Here is an 18,868-nt window from a genome sequence, read left to right as displayed (position 1 = left end):
ACCGGAAGAGAGCTGCAATTTAAGACAATTATTACTATTTTAATTCAAAATAATTCAGATTAACACCGTCATTTTCAAAGACAATTCTGATCTTGTTTTCACCTTTCTGAAGGCTGATGTTTTTTGCTGATACCGTTTTCCAGTTTTCATTTCCACCTGTCGATGCCAATGATACTGTAGCTAAAACTTTTCCTGAAGCCGTTTCAATTCTTATTTTAGAATCGTTGGCCGCAGAATATCTGATATCCATCGAATAACTTTTGTCTCCTTTGGACTGAACTGTGTACTGAAGCCATTCTCCGGTTTCTGTTTTTCCTACATAATACTGATTGGTAACTTTATCATTACATTTATAAATATCCACCCCGTCATTTCTCATCTGCTGTCCGGAGTTCCATTCCGATCTTTTAGCCGGATCACTTACCCAGAGATTAATAAAATCCTTATCCAGATACGCAGCCCCCATTCTTCCCAAATCATATTCTGAAGCAAATATTCTTCCCGGAGCCTGGTGATTTCTGAAAGGTTTTGTAGAAGCATCTGTAATCTGTCTGAACATCGCATCAATTACATCTCTTTTAATTTCCGTATTGTTCAGTTTATAATTGTCGGCAATCTGTAGTAAAGCTTTTTTGGCATATTCTTTAGAAGGCTTTTCACCTCCGTTTTTCCAGTAATCCAACAGCTTTTCATATTCAGGCGTGATTTTTACATTGGTAATTCCCGCGATATTATCAATCTTTTTCATCGGCCAGAAGGCATATCCTATATTATGCTTGCCCAAAAGCTGAATCAGCTCGGTAAACCATACATTGGAATTCTCACCAGTTTCCCCAAGCCATATCGGCATATTGTGTTTCTCTCTAAGATCCAGCGCGAATTGAATGGTTCGATCATCATTGTAATTCCAGTATTTATGAAAACTGAAGGCCATATTATTATCCCAGATCGCCGGAAGCCCGTTATAATTGTTTCCCCATCCGTTTCCTTCAATAAAAATAATATGTTTTTTATCAACTTCTCTAATAGCTGCAGTGATGTCTTTCTGAAGCTTCCAAAGTGGAGCATTGGACATTTCATCTGTACCATTCGGATTTTTACCTGTAAAATTGATGTTGGGTTCGTTAATCAGGTCATACCCTCCAATCCATGGATTATCTTTATACCGCTCAGCTAGTTTTTTCCAAAGCGCAATCGTTTTTCTCTGGTTTTCTTCATTAGCCCAAAGTGAAGGCTTGGATTTGTCATTATCAGAGATGTTCGCATCATTTCCCTGACCTCCCGGTGCAGCATGAAGATCCAGAATAAGGTATATTTTATTATCGGTGCACCATTGAAGAAGGTCGTCAGTCATTCTAAAACCTTCATCTAGCCATGTATCTTTTCCTTTTGCAGGTTCTTTTTCAATAGGAAGGGTGTAAAGGTTGTAATGCATCGGCAACCTTATAGAATTGAATCCTGCTTTGGCTAAAAAGTCGATATCCTGCTTTGTGATTCCATTTTTCAGGTAAGCTTTGTAGAACTCATTCATTCCGTCTTCACCAATCAATTCTGCAATTTTCTCCTTAATCTTATACTGAGGGCCTGCAAAATCAGCAGTTTTCAGCATATATCCTTCCTGTAGCATCCAACCGCCAAGCCCAAGGCCTTTCAATTGAATATTTTCACCTTTATCATTAACGATTTTTTGTCCTGAAGTCTTCAGTAATTGTGATGTCCCAAATTGAGACAATAAAAGTGCGGATAATAGAATGGCTCTTTTCATAGTAGTTTCAATGATTTAAATAATAGGAATTTTTTAGAAATTAGTCATAATGAATGGTGGCATCATAGTAAGAATCTACATTCAGACCATTTATTCTGCCAGGAATCCATTGCGTGTGTAAAACAAAATCTTTCAATTGTTTATTGAATTGTTTTTCAAATATATTGTTTTTTTTGTTTTGAAATTCACTTTTTACTGATAAATCCTTAATTTTTCCGTTTTTAGTAATAATAAAAGAAGCTGATGTGTAGGAATAAAACTTTTCCTTTTTTGATTTATATCCTTGGGGAGTAGGAAATTTTTTTAGATAATCAGTTTGTAGTTTTTCAAACTGATTGTCTGCGGTAGAGTTAGGATAGCGCGAAATATCATCACATTCTTCATATGAAAATATTTCATCGGGATGATTTTTTATAAACAGTTGCTTTGCGGTAAAGCGCAATGAGTCTATAAATTTCTTTCCGAATCTTTTTAAAATAAGTCTGTTCATCTCGATTTCCCGGCAGTTTTCATACTGATCATTCGGAAATCTTACACAAGATATGGGAATTTGCTTTGTTTTTATATGATTCTGATTCAGAAGCTCTATAAATTCCTTTTCACCCAGATAATCATAGCCTAAGCCAGAGAAATTGGTCCAGGTATAATTTTTATAATTGAAATCATTTTGTGCCTGCTTTTTTTGATCATCACAATCTATCTCGTAACCATTTTTTTTCTGATGACAAGATAGCATTGTGATTGCTGCCAAAAATAGTGCAGACTTTATTTTCATGTTAACTGATCAGTTTCATAATCTCTAAAGCCACTTTCAATGCTTCAGTTCCATCTTCAAGAGAAACTTCTACATTTTTGTCGCCAGTAATCGCATCAGCGAAAGAATTTAATTCGTCCAGAATAGCATTGTTAGGCTGGATATTTGGATATTCAAACAGAATCTGGTTCTTTTCTCCCTCTGCATTTTCAATGATCATATCAAATGGAGTAGGGTTTTCAGGAGCATCTTTCATTCTGATCACTTCAGCCTTTTTCTCAAGGAAGTCAACGGAAATATAAGCATCTTTCTGGAAGAATCTGCTCTTTCTCATCGCCTTCATAGAAATTCTGGAAGTCGTAAGGTTGGCCACACATCCGTTCTCGAACTCTATTCTTGCGTTGGCAATATCCGGAGTTTTGCTGACTACACAAACACCACTTGCGTGGATATTTTTCACTTTGGATTTCGCAATGCTTAATAAGATATCAAGATCGTGAATCATAAGATCTAATACCACAGAAACATCTGTACCACGGGGATTAAACTCTGCCAGCCTGTGGATTTCAATAAACATCGGAGTACTGATATATTCCTTGGTAGCAATAAACGCTGGGTTGTATCTCTCAACGTGTCCTACCTGTGCTTTGATTCCTTTTTCCTGGCACAAACGAAGAATTTCTTCTGCCTGCTCAAGAGTTTGGGTTACCGGCTTTTCAATAAAGAAATGAAGACCTTTTTCAATGGCTTTTAAGGCATAATCATAATGATAAACAGTTGGAGTGACAATATCAAGCATGTCAATCTGCTCAAGCAATTCATCAAAATTTTCAAAATATTTATATCCGAATTCGGCTTCTAATTTCTTTCCGTTTTCAATATCTTTATCATGGAAACCTACAAATTCATATCTATCTGACTGATTAAGAAGTTTTAAATGTATTTTTCCCAAGTGTCCGGCACCTACCAAACCTGCTTTTAACATAGCTGTATTAAATTTTTGTAAAGATAGTGAATGTACATTTATAAAATACATGACTTTTCACTTGGTGATAGTCAGGAATGAACGTCTTCATTCATTAAAGAAATTATACTAAATTCACGGTCAGAAAAATAGCTATGAAGAGAATAATTTCGATTGTAATCATCTCTGGATTATGCACTGCAGGATGTATAGGAGATAGCCCATATGATCCGCAGGCTCAATGCGGAACGCCAACAAATCTGATATTTGAAAAAGGAAATAACAAGCTTTCCTGGAGCTTTATCAGCCAGGGAGAAGGATATTTTGAAATACAGTATGGGGGGCAGGGGTTCACTTTGGGAAAGGGAACTACAGTGGTCACCAACAAGTATTTTTATAACCTTCCTCTCTATAAAGATAATAAATATGACCTTTATGTGAGAAAAAATTGTGGAACAGCTAATGGGCGCAGCCATTGGGCAGGACCTGTTACCGTATTGGCTGGCACTACAACTACCTGTGTAAGGCCAGAGTATGCAACCTATTCAAAAACAACCTCTTCTGCGAATTCTTCTATTTTTGATGCTACAGTATCCTGGGAAAATGATGGGGTTTCTGCATATGAAACGGTTTTGACAACAAGTTCTGCTCCTCCCGCAAGTGGAGATTTGGTGTTTGCAGGTCAAAAAGCTATTTATGTAGGATTAAGTAAAACAGTGAATTATAACTTTTTTGTGAGAAAAAGATGTGCTGACAATACTTTTAGTGATTTTTACGGACCTTATCCGATAAAGTGGAATTAAGAAATAAAAACCAAGCAATCAAAAAATGATTGCTTTATTTTTGTGGATAATTCTTTGCTTCAATTTCTGAAATCTAATTTCTAATTTCTTACTTTTGTCAAATGCAGGATTCGTTTGTACATAAAGGAAAAAGAAAGATTTTAGTAGATTACCTTCGAAACAGAATTGGTATTTCGGATGAAAATGTACTTTCGGCGATGAGTGAAGTTCCCAGACACCTTTTTATCGAAAGTATTTTTGAAGATTTTGCCTATGAAGACAGAGCATTTCCTATTCTGGCTCATCAGACCATTTCCCATCCTTCCACGGTAGCGGAACAGTCTGAATTACTGAAGGTAAAACCAGGTGAAAAAGTGTTGGAAATTGGAACAGGATGTGGATACCAGACCGCAGTGTTAATGGCGATGAAAGCTCATGTCTATACGGTGGAAAGACAGAAAGACCTGTTTGATTTTTCCAAAAAGAAACTCAGAGAACTTCATCTGTTTCCAAAATTCCAAAGCTTTGGGGATGGTTTTGCAGGACTTCCTACTTTTGCTCCTTTTGATAAAATTATCGTTACATGTGGCGCTTCTACACTGCCTACAGAACTTTTAAAACAACTGAATGTCGGAGGAATAATGGTGATTCCATTAGGTCCAACGGATGAGCAGGTTTTATACAGATTTACCAAAGTAGGCCCTACAGAATTTGAAAAAGAAGAATTCGGAGCTTATAAATTTGTTCCGATGCTTGGAAATACAAATCAGTAGAATAGATTTGGTAGACTTAGTGGTCTCAAACACCAGTTCTTTGTGAGAAACATCTTATCAGTAGAAGCTCACTTTTATTCGTTTTTTCAAAAAAAATCATTTGGATTTAATCAAAATTTAAAATCTTTTAACTCCGTTTCGGAATGAAAATTGATGGAATTAAAACCCTCAGTATACAATCACGATCACAGAAATATATATAGATTTTGAATCAAACATTCAGATGAAAAGAAATAATTTTTTTAATATTAAAGTTCAATAACCTTACTTTTTGAGAGTGAGGTTTTTTTATTTAAAATCATTAAACAACAGTACAATGAAAGTTTTTATCAATAAAAGAATTCCCGAAACAGGAATTGAAATGCTGAATGAGGCCGGTCTGGAACTTATATTTCCGGAAAAGGAAACCCTTTCTTACGAAGAATGGATTCATTACTGTAAAAACACTGACACCATACTCAATGTGGGCGGAGATTTCAAATATGATAAGAATTTTTTTGATGCCTGCCCGAATATCAAAGCCATTGCCTTATATTCTGTAGGATTTGATCACGTTGACATTAAAGAAGCTACGCAAAGAAATATTCCGATAGGGAATACTCCGGATGTTTTGAGCAGAGCTACTTCAGATGTTGCTTTTTTACTGATGCAGTCTGTTGCCAGAAGAGCAAGCTATAATTTTCAGAAAGTAAAAGATGATAACTGGGGAGCATTTGATCCTCTACACGCCCTGGGCCAGGAATTATATGGAAAAACACTGGGGATTTTTGGATTGGGCCGAATCGGGTATGAAATGGCTGAAAAATCAAAAAAGGCTTTTGGTATGAACATCATTTACCACAACCGCCATCAGAATGAAGAAGCAGAAAAAGAGCTGGGGGCAGCTTATGTTTCTTTTGAAGAATTGATCAGAAACTCAGATGTATTGAGTGTACATGCTAATTTTACCCCTGAACAGAAAGAATTGTTTAATTATTCAATATTTGAACAAATGAAGCCAGACTCGATTTTCATCAATACAGCCAGAGGAGGTTTTCACAATCAAAAAGATCTGTATCAGGCACTCGTTGACAAAAAAATCTGGGGAGCAGGTCTGGATGTTACCAATCCGGAACCAATGTCTGCAGATGATCCTATTCTGGGACTTTCAAGTGTCTGTATTCTGCCGCATATCGGTTCTGCGACTTTAGAAGCCCGAAATGGAATGGCCAGACTGGCTGCAGGAAATATTATCGCTTTTTCAAAAAATGAAAAAATGCCGAATTGTGCAAATCCTGACGTTTATTCTCATCAATCATCATAACTTGGAATTATTTTTGTTCTGATGATATAAACCTAAAATCTTAAATACTATGGCACCAGAGAAAAATATTAATGAGCAAAACAAGAGGTTAGAACAGATGGATTATAGCCCTAATGAAGATATATTTAAGAGAGAAAAACATATTTCGCTCGATGGCGACGGAAATCCTATTCTGGATGAAGACTTTGATGAAGATAAAATTGATAAAGGGTTAGATATCCCTGGAGCTGAGGATGATGATGAAATGGAAGAAATAGGAGAGGAAGATGAAGAAAACAACTACTGGAGTCTCAGTGATAATGAAGATGACCATGAAGAAGAAAACGATGATGTTTTAACTTAAATTTTAACGATACAAAAACCAGCCTTATTGAATTTCAGTAAGGTTTTTTTATGCTGAATAACGACTAATATGGGTAAGGGTAATTCCCCTCCCTCGGAGGGGTGGATTCGAAAATTCTTTAAATTTTTGAAGACGGGGTGGTTCCGTAATGCAGCACAATAAAATCCTCCAACTCCTTCATCACCAGACTCAGATTATTCCTCACATCAAAATCACTAATCCTGAAGACCAACAACCCCAAAGATTCAAGATATTCTTCTCTTATCCCGTCATAAATCTGTTTTTCATCATGGCTTGAACCGTTTATTTCTATAATGAGGCCAAGCGTTTTTACATAAAAATCAACGATATAATTTCCGATAATCCTTTGTCTGTCAAAATCAATGGTATAGAATTTTTTTGCACGGACTTTTTTCCAGAAGATCACTTCTCCCAAAATCCGGGCCTTACGTTTTTCTTTTGATAATGCTTTTAAATAGGGATTGTAGGGCAGGTTTTCAACGAAATTCCTGCGGATAGGAATTCCGTTGATGACGGTAATAATTTCTTTCATTGTTGTGTTTTTGACCACCCCGTCTTCCAAAGTTGTTAACTTTGAAATCCACCCCTCCAAAGGAGGGGAATTGAGGTGTGTTTATTCAAATATAGTATTTAATATTAAATGATAGTCGATTTACAGTTTTCATAATTTTGCTTAAACCTTAAACCATTCTTTCCTTCCCCTCTTGCCTATATTTCCTATTTTGAATATCTTTAAAACTTCAAACATTGTTTAAAAACATAGACCTTTAAATAGTAATATGACATTCCAAGAACAGATACAGCAGGGGATTCCGAATCAACTGCCACAACCCAAACCATATGAGAACAATATCAACCATGCTCCGAAGCGTAAAGAAATTTTAGGGGAAGAAGAGAAAAAACTGGCATTGAAGAATGCTTTACGTTATTTCGAACCTCAGTTTCATGCAGAACTGATTCCTGAATTCAAGCAGGAACTTGAAGATTACGGAAGGATTTATATGTACCGTTTCCGTCCGGATTATGAAATGAAGGCGAGACCTATTACAGACTATCCCGGAAAATCTGAGCAGGCGAAAGCGATCATGCTGATGATTCAGAATAACCTGGATTATGCAGTAGCACAGCATCCACACGAACTGATTACGTATGGTGGAAACGGAGCGGTTTTCTCCAACTGGGCGCAGTACCTGCTGACCATGAAATATTTGTCTGAAATGAGCAATGAACAGACCTTGGTAATGTATTCAGGACATCCGATGGGATTATTCCCTTCTCATAAAGACGCACCAAGAGTTGTGGTAACGAATGGTATGATGATCCCGAACTATTCAAAACCGGATGACTGGGAGAAATTCAATGCATTAGGTGTTACTCAGTATGGGCAAATGACGGCAGGAAGTTATATGTATATCGGTCCTCAGGGGATTGTTCACGGAACGACGATTACTGTGTTAAATGCTTTCAGAAAAATCAAGAAAGAACCGAAAGGAGGACTTTTCGTTACTTCAGGATTAGGAGGAATGAGTGGAGCTCAGCCAAAAGCAGGGAACATTGCAGGCTGTGTTACTGTATGTGCAGAAGTGAATCCGAAGATCACGAAAATCCGTCACGATCAGAAATGGGTGAATGAGATTCATGAAGATCTTGATGCATTGGTAAAAAGAGTAAGAGAAGCACAGGCGAACAAAGAAACAGTGTCTTTGGCTTACCTTGGAAATGTTGTAGAGGTTTGGGAGAAATTTGATCAGGAAGATTTAAGAATCGATATCGGATCAGATCAGACTTCCCTTCACAATCCATGGGCGGGTGGTTATTATCCTGTAGGACAAAGTTTTGAAGAATCCAATACCATGATGGCTGAAAACCCTGAGTTGTTCAAAGAAAAAGTTCAGGAAACGTTGAGAAGACACGCTGCGGCCATCAATAAACATACAGAAAAAGGAACTTATTTCTTTGATTACGGAAATGCCTTTTTGTTGGAAGCTTCCAGAGCCGGAGCTGATGTAATGGCAGAAAACCCGACATTAGGAAGAGAATTCAAATATCCGAGTTATGTACAGGATATCATGGGACCTATGTGTTTTGATTATGGTTTTGGGCCGTTCCGTTGGGTATGTTCCAGTGGAAATCCGGAAGATCTTCAGAAGACAGATGATATTGCCTGTGCAGTATTAGAGGAAATGGTTAAGAACTCTCCTGAAGAAATCCAGCAGCAGATGAAAGACAATATCCAATGGATCAAGGGAGCGCAGGAAAATAAACTGGTAGTAGGTTCTCAGGCAAGAATCCTTTATGCAGACGCAGAAGGAAGAATGAAAATTGCTGAAGCCTTCAACAAAGCCATTAAAAATGGGGAAATAGGCCCCGTTGTATTGGGTAGAGATCATCACGATGTTTCAGGAACAGATTCTCCTTACAGAGAGACTTCCAATATCTATGACGGATCAAGATTTACAGCAGATATGGCCATTCACAACGTGATTGGAGACAGTTTCCGTGGAGCTACCTGGGTTTCCATTCACAATGGTGGCGGAGTAGGCTGGGGAGAAGTAATCAACGGAGGTTTCGGAATGCTCCTTGACGGAAGTGATGATGCCGACAGAAGATTAAAATCCATGCTTTTCTGGGATGTAAACAACGGAATCTCAAGAAGAAGCTGGGCAAGAAATGAAGGCGCTGTTTTTGCCATTAAAAGAGCGATGGAAGCAGAACCAAACTTAAAAGTAACCCTTCCGAACCTTGTAGACGAAAACTTATTGTAATATAAAAATTTAGCATTGGCAACCATCAACAAAAAACTGTTTTCACACCTGAACGTAGAGGATAGTGATCCTGTATGGGAGAAGTTTGCTGAGGTTGAATTTTCAAAGAAAAATATATTTACTGACAACAAAGCCTATCTTGTAGAAGATGGGCTTGTCCGTAAATACTACATCAACAGTACCTCAGATATCGATACCGAGATCTGTGCAGAATTCTACTTTCCCGGCGATATTTTTACTGTGGAAGAAAAAAGCTCTGATGCCGTTTATGAGTCCATTAACAAAGGACTGGCCTGGGAAATCACCCTGGATGAGGTGAAAAAACTGTTTGCTGTCAATCCGCACTGCCGTTTCGTACAGAACTACTATCTGAGCAGAAAGCTCAATGCTGCGATGAAAAGGGAAATGCTCTTGCTGAAAAACACTCCGCAGGATCTCTATGAATATCTGTTGAAGAACAAACCCCATTATATTCAAAATATTCCTCTGAAATACCTGGCTTCTTATATCGGGATTACACCTATCTCTTTAAGCAGAATCAGAAAAAGAATTTTGTAAGATGCTGGAAATTTGAAGATAATAAAAGAAGTTACTAAGACTATATCATATTGCTGAGTTTTTTTAACATAGAACGTTTATAAAATCCTTACTGTTAATTCAAAGAAAAGGCAATAGAAACTGTAGAGAAACAATCAACTTCCATCCTCCATCTTCCAACCTTAAAAACACCCCATTAATTAACTTTTGTTTATTGACTGGCCTTCCGTAAGTTTCTTCCTTTGCTGAAAAAAGAATATGGAAATACAAAAATTAAACTGGGCAGGTGTAAAACTCACTTCACATAACAAAACCATCTTAATAGATGCTGTAGAAGATTTCTCTTATTACAAACCTGTTTTGGGTGATGCTGTAGAAAATCTCATAGAATTTTCAGACCATGTACAGGCAGATTATATCCTGTTTACGCATATGCACCTTGACCATTTTGATAAGGGAGTGATCCAAAAATGCTTAAAGAAAGACGGAAAACTGATCGTCTACGCAGGACTGGAAGCTATTGTAAGAAAACTTGTACCTGATGTTGAAATGATCGTTCTGAATCTTGATGAAAACTTCACAGAAAACAATATCACCTTCAAACCTGTATTTGCCATGGATGGTGTGGGAGAAATACAGTCTTCCTGGATTGTAGATGATGGTGATACTAAAATCTTTCATGGTGGAGATACCATCTGGCACAACCAGTTCTGGAAGCTTGGAAAAGAAAACGCTAATATCGATTACGCTTTCTTACCCGTAAACGGAGTAGTAGTGAATTTCGAGATCATTGGATTAGAATACAGCCCTGTTCCTGCTTCCCTTAATCTTAAAGAAGCCTTTGCTGCAGCTCATCTTCTGCATGCTAAAAAGCTGGTGCCTATCCATTACGGATTGTTTGCCCACGAGAAATGCTATATTCCTCAGGTGTTTGATGATCAGGATTTAAAAAACATTTCTGAGGAAGTAGGTCAGGAGTATTTGATTTTGAAGGATGGAGCTATGGTGGTAGAATCTTAACTGATATTTGTAAGGAAAATTGTCATTCTGAGTGAAATGCAATGGAGTGAAGAATCTCAATATCAATAGGAACGGGCCATGATCCTGAGCCTAGACGACGTTAACTCGTTTTGGTATGTAAAAATAAATCAATAGGAACGGGGCTTTAGCCCGTTTTATTTGTTTGTAATATAATTGGCTTTAGCCGAAATTTAAAACTAAGTTTTGGCTAAAGCCTTTGGTATTTTTCTTTTTTATATCGGGCTAAAACCCGATGATATGATACTAATAAATAAAAAACCGCTGTGCGGTAATTTTTAGTCTATAATACTAATTGTTACTGTTAAAATTAAATCTTGTAATCTTTATATTTTGATGTAAATTTACTTATATTTTCTTCTAAATCAATTAATTGTTGATTTTCAATATCAGTTAAATTTCGTTTATCATTAATTATTTTCTTTATATCATTAATTAATTTACTAAAACTATTAACTTCTATTTTAAGTTCTTCTTGAAAATTGCCAATTATTTGTTTTTTTCTACCCTCAAATTCTATGGGGTATTTTTTAGCATCAACTTCTTTGCTTAAAGTTACTAATTGAGATTTTATATTAGTGATTTTATTTGCTATATTAAAAGAGGAGGTATTAATTTTTTTGATATTAAATTCTATCCAATCATCAACTAAATAACCGATATAATTTTCTTGTAATTTTTCTCTAATCTGATCATCATTAAAATTTTTTAAATAGATTTCATATTCGAAATTTTCTAAATTAAATGTATTATCATCATTATTATTTTGATTAATAATTCTATCTATAATAAATAAAATGACATATGTTAGAATCACAATTTTAACAAATATAAATTTTTCAAATAATTCTATTTTTACTGAAATAATAAAAGAATAAATTATCACACCTAATGAAGTAAAAAACGTTACGGCTTCGATTGGGATGGTATCATTATTTGATTTTACAATTTTTATTTTCTTTGGATTATTTAATAAAATCTTAGTAAGTATTGATATAGAAATTAGATTTAAAATTCCTAAAATTAAAAAATATTCAAAATCAAGCTGTGTTGTTCTGAATCTTATTGATAAAAAAGTACTTAATATAGGTATTAGAAAAAATATGAACATCAAAAGATATCCATAAAAATTCATATTTAACTTACTATGCTTAATGGTCGTTAAGTTTGAAAATGTTTTTTTTTCAGATTGAAAAGTTATTATAATATAATAACAAGCTATCATTGAGTTTGAAGTAAAGCATATTAAAAATATAGAATTATATATATCCAAACTATCTAAATTTTGAAAGTAATAAAATACATTTTTATATAATTTATATAAACAAAATATTAATGCTGAGTAAAGAACATATGAGGTAAATCCTGATTCCCTTTTTCTTTGTAGATTTCTATCATTTAGTTTTGAAATAAAATTTCTTAAATTCTCTTGATTACTCATGGCAGAGTGTATTTGTTTTAAGTAGGTGAGTATCTTTCTACTAATGTTCCTTAACATTAGTCTGAAGTTTTAATTTATCGCTATTTCTCTAATTCTATTTGAAAGAAATGTTTCGGTAAATTGAGTGTTAAAATCATCATAATTTTCTAATATTTGAATGATATCATTATCAACAATTGGAATTATTAATCCTCTACCATCCCTGAATGTATCTCTACATCTTTCCATAAAAAGATTAAAATTATCAATATTTCGACATAAAATAAATCCGACCTGTCCGCGATTAAAGGAAAATCTTCCACCTATTTGATCTAATTCGGGATTAGCAACCTCTCGTGAATAATTTTTACATTCAATGAAAATATAAGGACAAGGGATTCTATGATTTTCAGATAATCGTCTAAAAATTCCAGTTTTTGCAGCATTATCAAATGTAATATCAATTCTTTTTCTGCCATTATGAATTTCTCTTTCTTTTATAGGATTTATTAGATGAGGATAAAAGATGATTTCTAGTATTCCTATAACTAAATTATGATATAAGGTAGCACCATCATTACCTGGAGGAATATTATTTAAATCTGTAATTAATTGTCTTGTTACTTCTCTAATATTTATACTCGTGATTTCTAAATTTAATAATGATTCAATATCATCTGCTTCATCTTTAAATTGCTGTAATACTTCTGGATGATCGTTTGTAAATCTGCGTAAAAAATCTTTTGATAAAGGATTAATTTCTTTTAAACTTTTCTTTGTAACAAAAGGAGCACCATTTTTCCGTGTTTCGACTAATGCGGTTTGAAGTCTAATATTTTCGTTTTGTAGAAATTCTAGTACAAATCTATTATAATATTTATCTGGAGTATAGGATTTACAAAATGAAACAATACCTTTTGGTACGAGTAAAATCTTATGTTCATTTATAACTAACATTTCAGAATATGAATTCACCCATTCTTCATAATCTTTGTCCCAGTAAAATCCTGTTGGAATATTTTGTACCAAAGGGATATTATGCAATCTACATTGATTTATAGTGTAATCAATTAAATGCTTTGTAATAATATTCGTTGTCATATCGGATAACTTATCTTTTCCAAATTTGTCAACGAATAGAATATTATCTTCAATATCTTGAATTAGTCCTGTTTGAATCGCTCTACTTCTTTGTAAATTATCGTAGATTTTTTCGGTATCTTGAAATCCCACCCCTCGACCTTGAGGATTTCCTCGTGATAATCCTAGGCAAGTTGAATTGGGTTCGCCTAAATGTTCAAATAATCTTTTAGCTTCTCTTTCATTCCCTTCTCTTATTAAATTAATTAATTTCTGAAAAAAACTTCGAATTGTTAATGTTGCTTCAAAAGACCAGTTATCTTTTTTTTTACTAAGAAAAAAAGGATCTATGAATAAAGGAATATCATTCTCTATATCAATATCGACAAAATCTAATTCTGCTTGAGATTTATTTAACTGAAAAATCTGACTTATTTTCACGGCTTTTGAGTTTATGGTTATATTTTTTTTCTGAAATTATATGTTTTTTTGAATTAAGAAAATTCAAAAAAACATATAATTCAAATGTAACTTAATTAGGAATATATTAATCTCCGTATTTCTACGGAAACTTAATCAAATATAAACTACATAATTATCAGAATATTACGGTTTTCCGTAATCCACAAAGTCCTGGAGCCAAAAACATCCTCTTTTACAACCTCCCCACCCCTCCAGAACTCTAAAACAACAGCAAAACACCCCTCCCAAGCCCTCCGGCTATTACAAACAAGTATGTTTGAAATTTCCCAAGAACTTGGGAAATCTCCAGCAGGTTGGGGGAAAGCTCCCAAGACCTCGGGAGGTTTGTTGTAAATATGTTTGTAACAAAACAACTTTTTTCTATATTTGAGTGTTAATTTATTAATCCCAAAAACACAAAAAATGAAAATTGCCCTCACACAGCTGAGCACTAAAGATCTTGCGACTTTAGCTCAGAGAATTCTTTCCAATGCCCAATCCGGAAAATACCCTGTTATTAACAATCATCCTCTTGTAGGCGCTTTGGCGTCTTCCTATACGGAATACGATAAGGTCTATACAAAGCAGGTCTACAGCGGAAAAGGGAAGGACGTAGCCACAGCCGATCACGAAAGAGATACCGCCTATGCCAATCTGAAATCTTTCCTGAACGGCTATCGTAAGCTGCCTTCTGCGGCCAACTATCAGCTGGCAGAGGATCTCTACGGAGTATTCAAAACTTTTGGGCTGAACCTGGACAGGCTCAGTTACTCTTCACAGACGGCTCAGATGAAGAAGCTTATAGAAGCATTAGAAACGACAGAAAACAAACAGAAGATCACAGCTCTTTCTCTGGATGCAGCCTTTGCAGAGATGAAAGCTAAGCAGGATGCTTTTGAGATCGTGTTTGCAGAGCAGGCGGGAGCTAATGCCGATCTTCGTCAAATGACGAGTGCGAGTGCTATCCGTAAAGATCTGGAGAAAACAGTGAAATCTTATCTTAATCTGCTTACGGTAATGAAAGAGGTATCAGGCTGGGAATTGCTGTACAGTGATACCAATGAGTTGGTGAAAGCTGCAAAGAACTCTACATCAGAGAAGAAAGAGAGTGGTGAAATTCCACAGAAATAGGCGAGCTGATTTTTTGTTGGAGAACCGCAAGGGCATAAAGTTTTTATCTTGATGTGTTTTGTAAGATGAAAGAGAATCTGATATTTTCAGCAAGTGGTACGGTATTATTTTCCAAAAAATTAATAGCAATTCCAACCTATTCTTTCACTAATGCATCTTTATAAGAAAAGAATCCTATGAAAATAACCATACCCAAACCTTGTCATGAAAATTGGAATGCCATGACACCAGATGAAAAAGGAAGATTTTGTGCGGTCTGTTCCAAAACAGTGCGAGATTTCAGAAGAGCATCGGATGATGAGATTATAGATGTTTTTGCTGATGCTTCGCAGGAAATCTGTGGAGCTTTTAATCCATCACAGCTCAACAGGGATTTGCATTATTCTTATATTAATTCTCTTTTTGTGAAGTTTGCCGTGGGCTTTATGCTGACAACAGGAGGGATTGTAAGTGCTAACGCACAGCAAAATAAAACCTGTGATACCTTAAAGACTGAAGATGAACATGAAATTGTTTTCAGTACTCAGAGAGACAGAAAATTGCTTGGTTCTGTTGCAGTAATGCCTGCCAGTGCTTTATTAGAAGACAAAGAAAAGGAAAATAAAGAAATTGTATCAAAATTATCAGGAGTTATTGGGAAGGTACCTAAAGATAATAGCAATATACGTATTGGTGGAGCTCCTTCAAGCGGAGCAGTCTATAAACCTATGTATATTGTAGATGGGAAAATAAGTGATTTTGAGGCAATAAATGCACTGGATCCTAATCTGATAAAAACAATGAATGTTCTGAAAGGAACTTCTGCTGTAGTAAAGTATGGCGAAAAAGCCAAAGATGGGGTAATCGTAATTACTACAAAAAGAAAAAAATATAAAACAAATTAAGACTCTTTATTTTCCCACAGATCTCACAGATCTTTTTCATATTTATCTGCTTAATCCGCCTAATCTGCGGGAGAATATTGAGATTGCTTCACCTGCGGTTCGCAATGACAGTGGTGGTGTGAAATTTTATCGGAGATAAAATCCTTGCGCCTTACAACAGAAAGTTTTTAATGTCATTTTGCGCCTTAGCGTTTTTCCAACAAAACAATTATAACAAAAAAAACTCAGCAATTCGCTGAGTTTTTTTTAAGCCATTTATTATTTCACAGCCGCAATAGCCGCCTCATAGTTCGGTTCCTGAGAAATATCCGGCACTTGTTCTTCATAGATAATATTACCTGAAGGATCTATTACCACAACCGCTCTGCTCAGAAGCCCTTTCATTGGAGAATCTACCAGTTCCACCCCATAGTTCCAGCCAAAGTCTGAACGGAAATCGGAAAGCATGATTACGTTTTTGATGCCTTCCGCGCCACAGAATCTTTTCTGGGCAAACGGCAGATCTTTGGAAATACAAAGTACTACCGTATTGGGAAGGTTTCCAGCCTCTTCATTGAAATGATGTACAGAAGCAGAACAAACACCAGTGTCTACACTCGGGAAGATATTCAGAATAACGTATCTTCCTTTGAAGGAGTCCAGGGTCTGGTCATTCATATTCACATCGGTAAGGGTAAATTTAGGAGCCGGTTTATTCAGTGCCGGCAATTTGGCATAAGTATGAACTTCTTTCCCGCCCATTAAAACTGTATTGATCGCTTTAGATTTTTGAGCAAAGCCCACCGCAGAGAAAAATAGCAGTGTGCCGCAAACTAATTTTGAAAACATGAAATTTATTTTTAAGCTAAATTATTCTTTTTTCAGGAGCTAAGATTAATTTTAATTCAAATAGATCGAATCTATTGTCAGATTATTTTTTTCAACACAATTTACTTTTACCTTTATATTATTAAACAGGGTTGTTTCAAAGGTGTCATTCTGAATGAAATAAAATGTAATGAAGAATCTCATATAAAAATCAATAAAGATTCTTTGAACAATGTTCGCAGAACTTCATTCTGTGTCAGAATGACAAAAGTCAAATAATTTAAATTTTGAGACAATCTCAATCTTATCACATAAAAAAATAGAAAGATTTATGAGTTCAGAAAATACAGCATCATTTCATCACAGCATTTTTAAAGGAGAAAACGAAATTCCGGAAGAATATAAAGTTCCGGTCATCCATCAGAGAACGTATCTTTTAAATGGAGAACTGGTAGAGTGGAAAGGAGATGTCACGGAAATTTATTCCCCGGTATGCATCCCCACAGAAAACGGATTGGAAAGAAAACTTCTGGGAAGTATTCCGAATATTGGTCCGAACGAGGCGATGGAAGTTCTCGAAGCTTGTGTAAAAGCCTATGATAACGGTCTTGGTGAATGGCCTACCATGTCTGTGGAAGGACGTATCAAATGCATGCAGAAATTCGTATATCTGATGATCCAGCAGAGAGATCTGGTTATCAGACTACTGATGTGGGAAATCGGAAAGACACTGGCCGATTCTACCAAAGAGTTTGACCGTACTGTAGATTATATTAACCAAACCATTGACGCATTAAAAGATCTTGACAGGGAATCTTCCCGCTTTCAACAGGCAGAAGGAACCATTGCACAGATCAGAAGGGCTCCGCTTGGCGTGGTGTTAAGTATGGGACCTTTCAATTATCCTCTCAATGAAATTTTTACCACATTGATTCCGGCTTTGATCATGGGAAATACCATCCTGTTTAAACTTCCAAAACATGGCGTCCTTGCTCATTATCCTTTATTGAACGCTTTCAAAGAAGCCTTCCCGAAAGGAACGGTGAATACATTATATGGAAAAGGCTCAGAAATTATCACTCCCATTATGGAAAGCGGGAAAGTAAACGTTCTGGCTTTTATCGGTTCCAGTAAAGTGGCGAACGGATTAAAAAAATTACACCCGAAAGTGAACCGTTTAAGAGCCATCCTGAGTCTGGATGCTAAAAATGCAGCCATCGTTACTAAAAATGCGAATCTTGATGTAGCGGTAAGTGAGTGTATTTTAGGAGCACTTTCTTTCAACGGGCAGCGTTGTACAGCATTGAAACTGATATTTGTTCAGAAAGAAGTGGCATTGGAGTTTACAGAGAAATTAAGTGCTGCTGTCTCTGCTTTGAAGGCTGGGCTGCCATGGGAAAAAGAGGTGAAAGTAACTCCACTTCCGGAGGTCAATAAACCGGCTTATCTGAAAGAATGTATTGATGATGCTTTACAGAAAGGAGCTGCAGTACTGAATAAAGATGGAGGCTATACAGATGAATCTTTTGTTTTCCCGGCAGTTGTATATCCTGTAAACAGTGAGATGAAACTTTATCATGAAGAACAGTTTGGTCCTGTGATTCCTGTTGTTCCCTTCGAGGATATAGAAGAGCCTATAGAATATCAGGTGAATGCCTCCCACGGAATGCAGGTAAGTATTTTCAGTGAAGATCCTCATGAAGTAGCAAGACTGATTGATCCTTTTGTAAATCTTGTAAGCCGTGTCAATATCAACTGTCAGGCACAAAGAGGCCCCGATGTTTTTCCATTTACAGGAAGAAAAGACAGTGCAGAAGGAACACTTTCTGTTTTTGATGCACTCCGTTCATTCTCCATCCGGTCTCTGGTGGCGGCAAAACTGACAGATTCCAACAAAGAGCTGCTGAATACTATTGTCAGAGAACATGATTCTAACTTTTTAAGTACAGATTATATTTTCTGATTCTGACTGAAACAGTATTTAACATAAAATAAAAATCCTCAATAAACATCTTGGTTTGTTGAGGATTTTTTTAACT

General features: G+C 35.8%; 17 protein-coding genes. 10 read left to right on the top strand and 7 right to left on the bottom strand.

The annotated features are described in order from the left end of the window. Positions 1-34: 34 nt before the first annotated feature. From DEU39_RS08480 to DEU39_RS08470, 3 genes are read right to left on the bottom strand one after another with little or no spacing between them, the layout of a single operon-like run. Positions 35-1,765: a cellulase family glycosylhydrolase gene (locus tag DEU39_RS08480; RefSeq protein WP_120231619.1), complete on the bottom strand. Its 1,731-nt coding sequence runs from the start codon at positions 1,763-1,765 to the stop codon at positions 35-37. A gap of 40 nt (positions 1,766-1,805) precedes the next feature. Continuing rightward, entirely contained in the window at positions 1,806-2,540 is a 735-nt protein-coding gene (locus DEU39_RS08475; RefSeq protein WP_120231618.1) for a hypothetical protein, read from the bottom strand. Position 2,541: 1 nt separating this feature from the next. Next, positions 2,542-3,504, bottom strand: coding sequence for a Gfo/Idh/MocA family protein (locus tag DEU39_RS08470; RefSeq protein WP_034699728.1), 963 nt, complete (start codon positions 3,502-3,504; stop codon positions 2,542-2,544). Between the two features lie 134 nt (positions 3,505-3,638). Here DEU39_RS08470 and DEU39_RS08465 point away from each other — a divergent pair, with 134 nt between their 5' ends. The 4 genes from DEU39_RS08465 (at position 3,639) to DEU39_RS08450 (ending at position 6,684) form a co-directional block, all read left to right on the top strand. Then, positions 3,639-4,286 carry a hypothetical protein gene (locus DEU39_RS08465; RefSeq protein ID WP_120231617.1) on the top strand — a complete coding sequence of 216 codons (648 nt, stop codon included), beginning with the start codon at positions 3,639-3,641 and terminating at the stop codon, positions 4,284-4,286. Positions 4,287-4,387: 101 nt separating this feature from the next. Then, a complete protein-coding gene (locus tag DEU39_RS08460; RefSeq protein WP_062671873.1) occupies positions 4,388-5,038 on the top strand; it encodes a protein-L-isoaspartate(D-aspartate) O-methyltransferase in 651 nt (216 codons plus the stop codon). A 316-nt stretch (positions 5,039-5,354) separates the two neighbouring features. Next, positions 5,355-6,341 carry a 2-hydroxyacid dehydrogenase gene (locus tag DEU39_RS08455; protein WP_120231616.1) on the top strand — a complete coding sequence of 329 codons (987 nt, stop codon included), beginning with the start codon at positions 5,355-5,357 and terminating at the stop codon, positions 6,339-6,341. Between the two features lie 49 nt (positions 6,342-6,390). Next, on the top strand, positions 6,391-6,684 hold the full coding sequence (locus DEU39_RS08450; RefSeq protein ID WP_062671877.1) for a hypothetical protein: 294 nt from the start codon (positions 6,391-6,393) through the stop codon (positions 6,682-6,684). 118 nt (positions 6,685-6,802) lie between these two features. On the opposite strand, the gene DEU39_RS08445 is transcribed toward DEU39_RS08450, so the two are convergent. Then, positions 6,803-7,237 (bottom strand): endonuclease domain-containing protein, encoded by a 435-nt coding sequence (locus DEU39_RS08445; RefSeq protein WP_120231615.1) that lies wholly within the window; start codon positions 7,235-7,237, stop codon positions 6,803-6,805. Between the two features lie 247 nt (positions 7,238-7,484). On the opposite strand from DEU39_RS08445, the gene DEU39_RS08440 reads away from it, so the two are divergent. The 3 genes from DEU39_RS08440 (at position 7,485) to DEU39_RS08430 (ending at position 11,027) form a co-directional block, all read left to right on the top strand. Further along, the gene (locus tag DEU39_RS08440; RefSeq protein ID WP_120231614.1) at positions 7,485-9,470 is read left to right on the top strand and encodes a urocanate hydratase; all 1,986 of its coding nucleotides are present in this window, start codon (positions 7,485-7,487) and stop codon (positions 9,468-9,470) included. 15 nt (positions 9,471-9,485) lie between these two features. Continuing rightward, on the top strand, positions 9,486-10,028 hold the full coding sequence (locus tag DEU39_RS08435; RefSeq protein ID WP_120231613.1) for a Crp/Fnr family transcriptional regulator: 543 nt from the start codon (positions 9,486-9,488) through the stop codon (positions 10,026-10,028). A 237-nt stretch (positions 10,029-10,265) separates the two neighbouring features. Continuing rightward, entirely contained in the window at positions 10,266-11,027 is a 762-nt protein-coding gene (locus tag DEU39_RS08430) for an MBL fold metallo-hydrolase (protein ID WP_120231612.1), read from the top strand. A 328-nt stretch (positions 11,028-11,355) separates the two neighbouring features. On the opposite strand, the gene DEU39_RS08425 is transcribed toward DEU39_RS08430, so the two are convergent. Both DEU39_RS08425 and DEU39_RS08420 read right to left on the bottom strand, forming a co-directional pair. Continuing rightward, positions 11,356-12,486, bottom strand: a complete 1,131-nt coding sequence (locus DEU39_RS08425) for a hypothetical protein (RefSeq protein WP_147367570.1) — start codon at positions 12,484-12,486, stop codon at positions 11,356-11,358. 69 nt (positions 12,487-12,555) lie between these two features. Next, positions 12,556-13,986, bottom strand: a complete 1,431-nt coding sequence (locus DEU39_RS08420; protein ID WP_120231610.1) for a hypothetical protein — start codon at positions 13,984-13,986, stop codon at positions 12,556-12,558. A gap of 444 nt (positions 13,987-14,430) precedes the next feature. Here DEU39_RS08420 and DEU39_RS08410 point away from each other — a divergent pair, with 444 nt between their 5' ends. Further along, positions 14,431-15,138, top strand: coding sequence for a DUF6261 family protein (locus tag DEU39_RS08410; protein WP_120231608.1), 708 nt, complete (start codon positions 14,431-14,433; stop codon positions 15,136-15,138). A gap of 176 nt (positions 15,139-15,314) precedes the next feature. Next, positions 15,315-16,022 (top strand): TonB-dependent receptor plug domain-containing protein, encoded by a 708-nt coding sequence (locus DEU39_RS08405; protein WP_120231607.1) that lies wholly within the window; start codon positions 15,315-15,317, stop codon positions 16,020-16,022. Between the two features lie 258 nt (positions 16,023-16,280). On the opposite strand, the gene tpx is transcribed toward DEU39_RS08405, so the two are convergent. After that, entirely contained in the window at positions 16,281-16,850 is a 570-nt protein-coding gene (gene tpx, locus DEU39_RS08400) for a thiol peroxidase (protein ID WP_171006332.1), read from the bottom strand. Between the two features lie 310 nt (positions 16,851-17,160). Between tpx and DEU39_RS08395 the strand changes: the two genes are divergently transcribed. Then, positions 17,161-18,792, top strand: coding sequence for an NADP-dependent glyceraldehyde-3-phosphate dehydrogenase (locus DEU39_RS08395; RefSeq protein WP_120231606.1), 1,632 nt, complete (start codon positions 17,161-17,163; stop codon positions 18,790-18,792). The last annotated feature ends 76 nt before the right edge of the window (positions 18,793-18,868 follow it).

It is taken from the genome of Chryseobacterium sp. AG363, assembly GCF_003610675.1.
GTDB classification, from domain to species: Bacteria; Bacteroidota; Bacteroidia; order Flavobacteriales; family Weeksellaceae; genus Chryseobacterium; species Chryseobacterium cucumeris.
The sequence above is the reverse complement of the archived record's forward strand: the minus strand, read 5'-3'. Positions and strand labels throughout refer to the sequence as shown.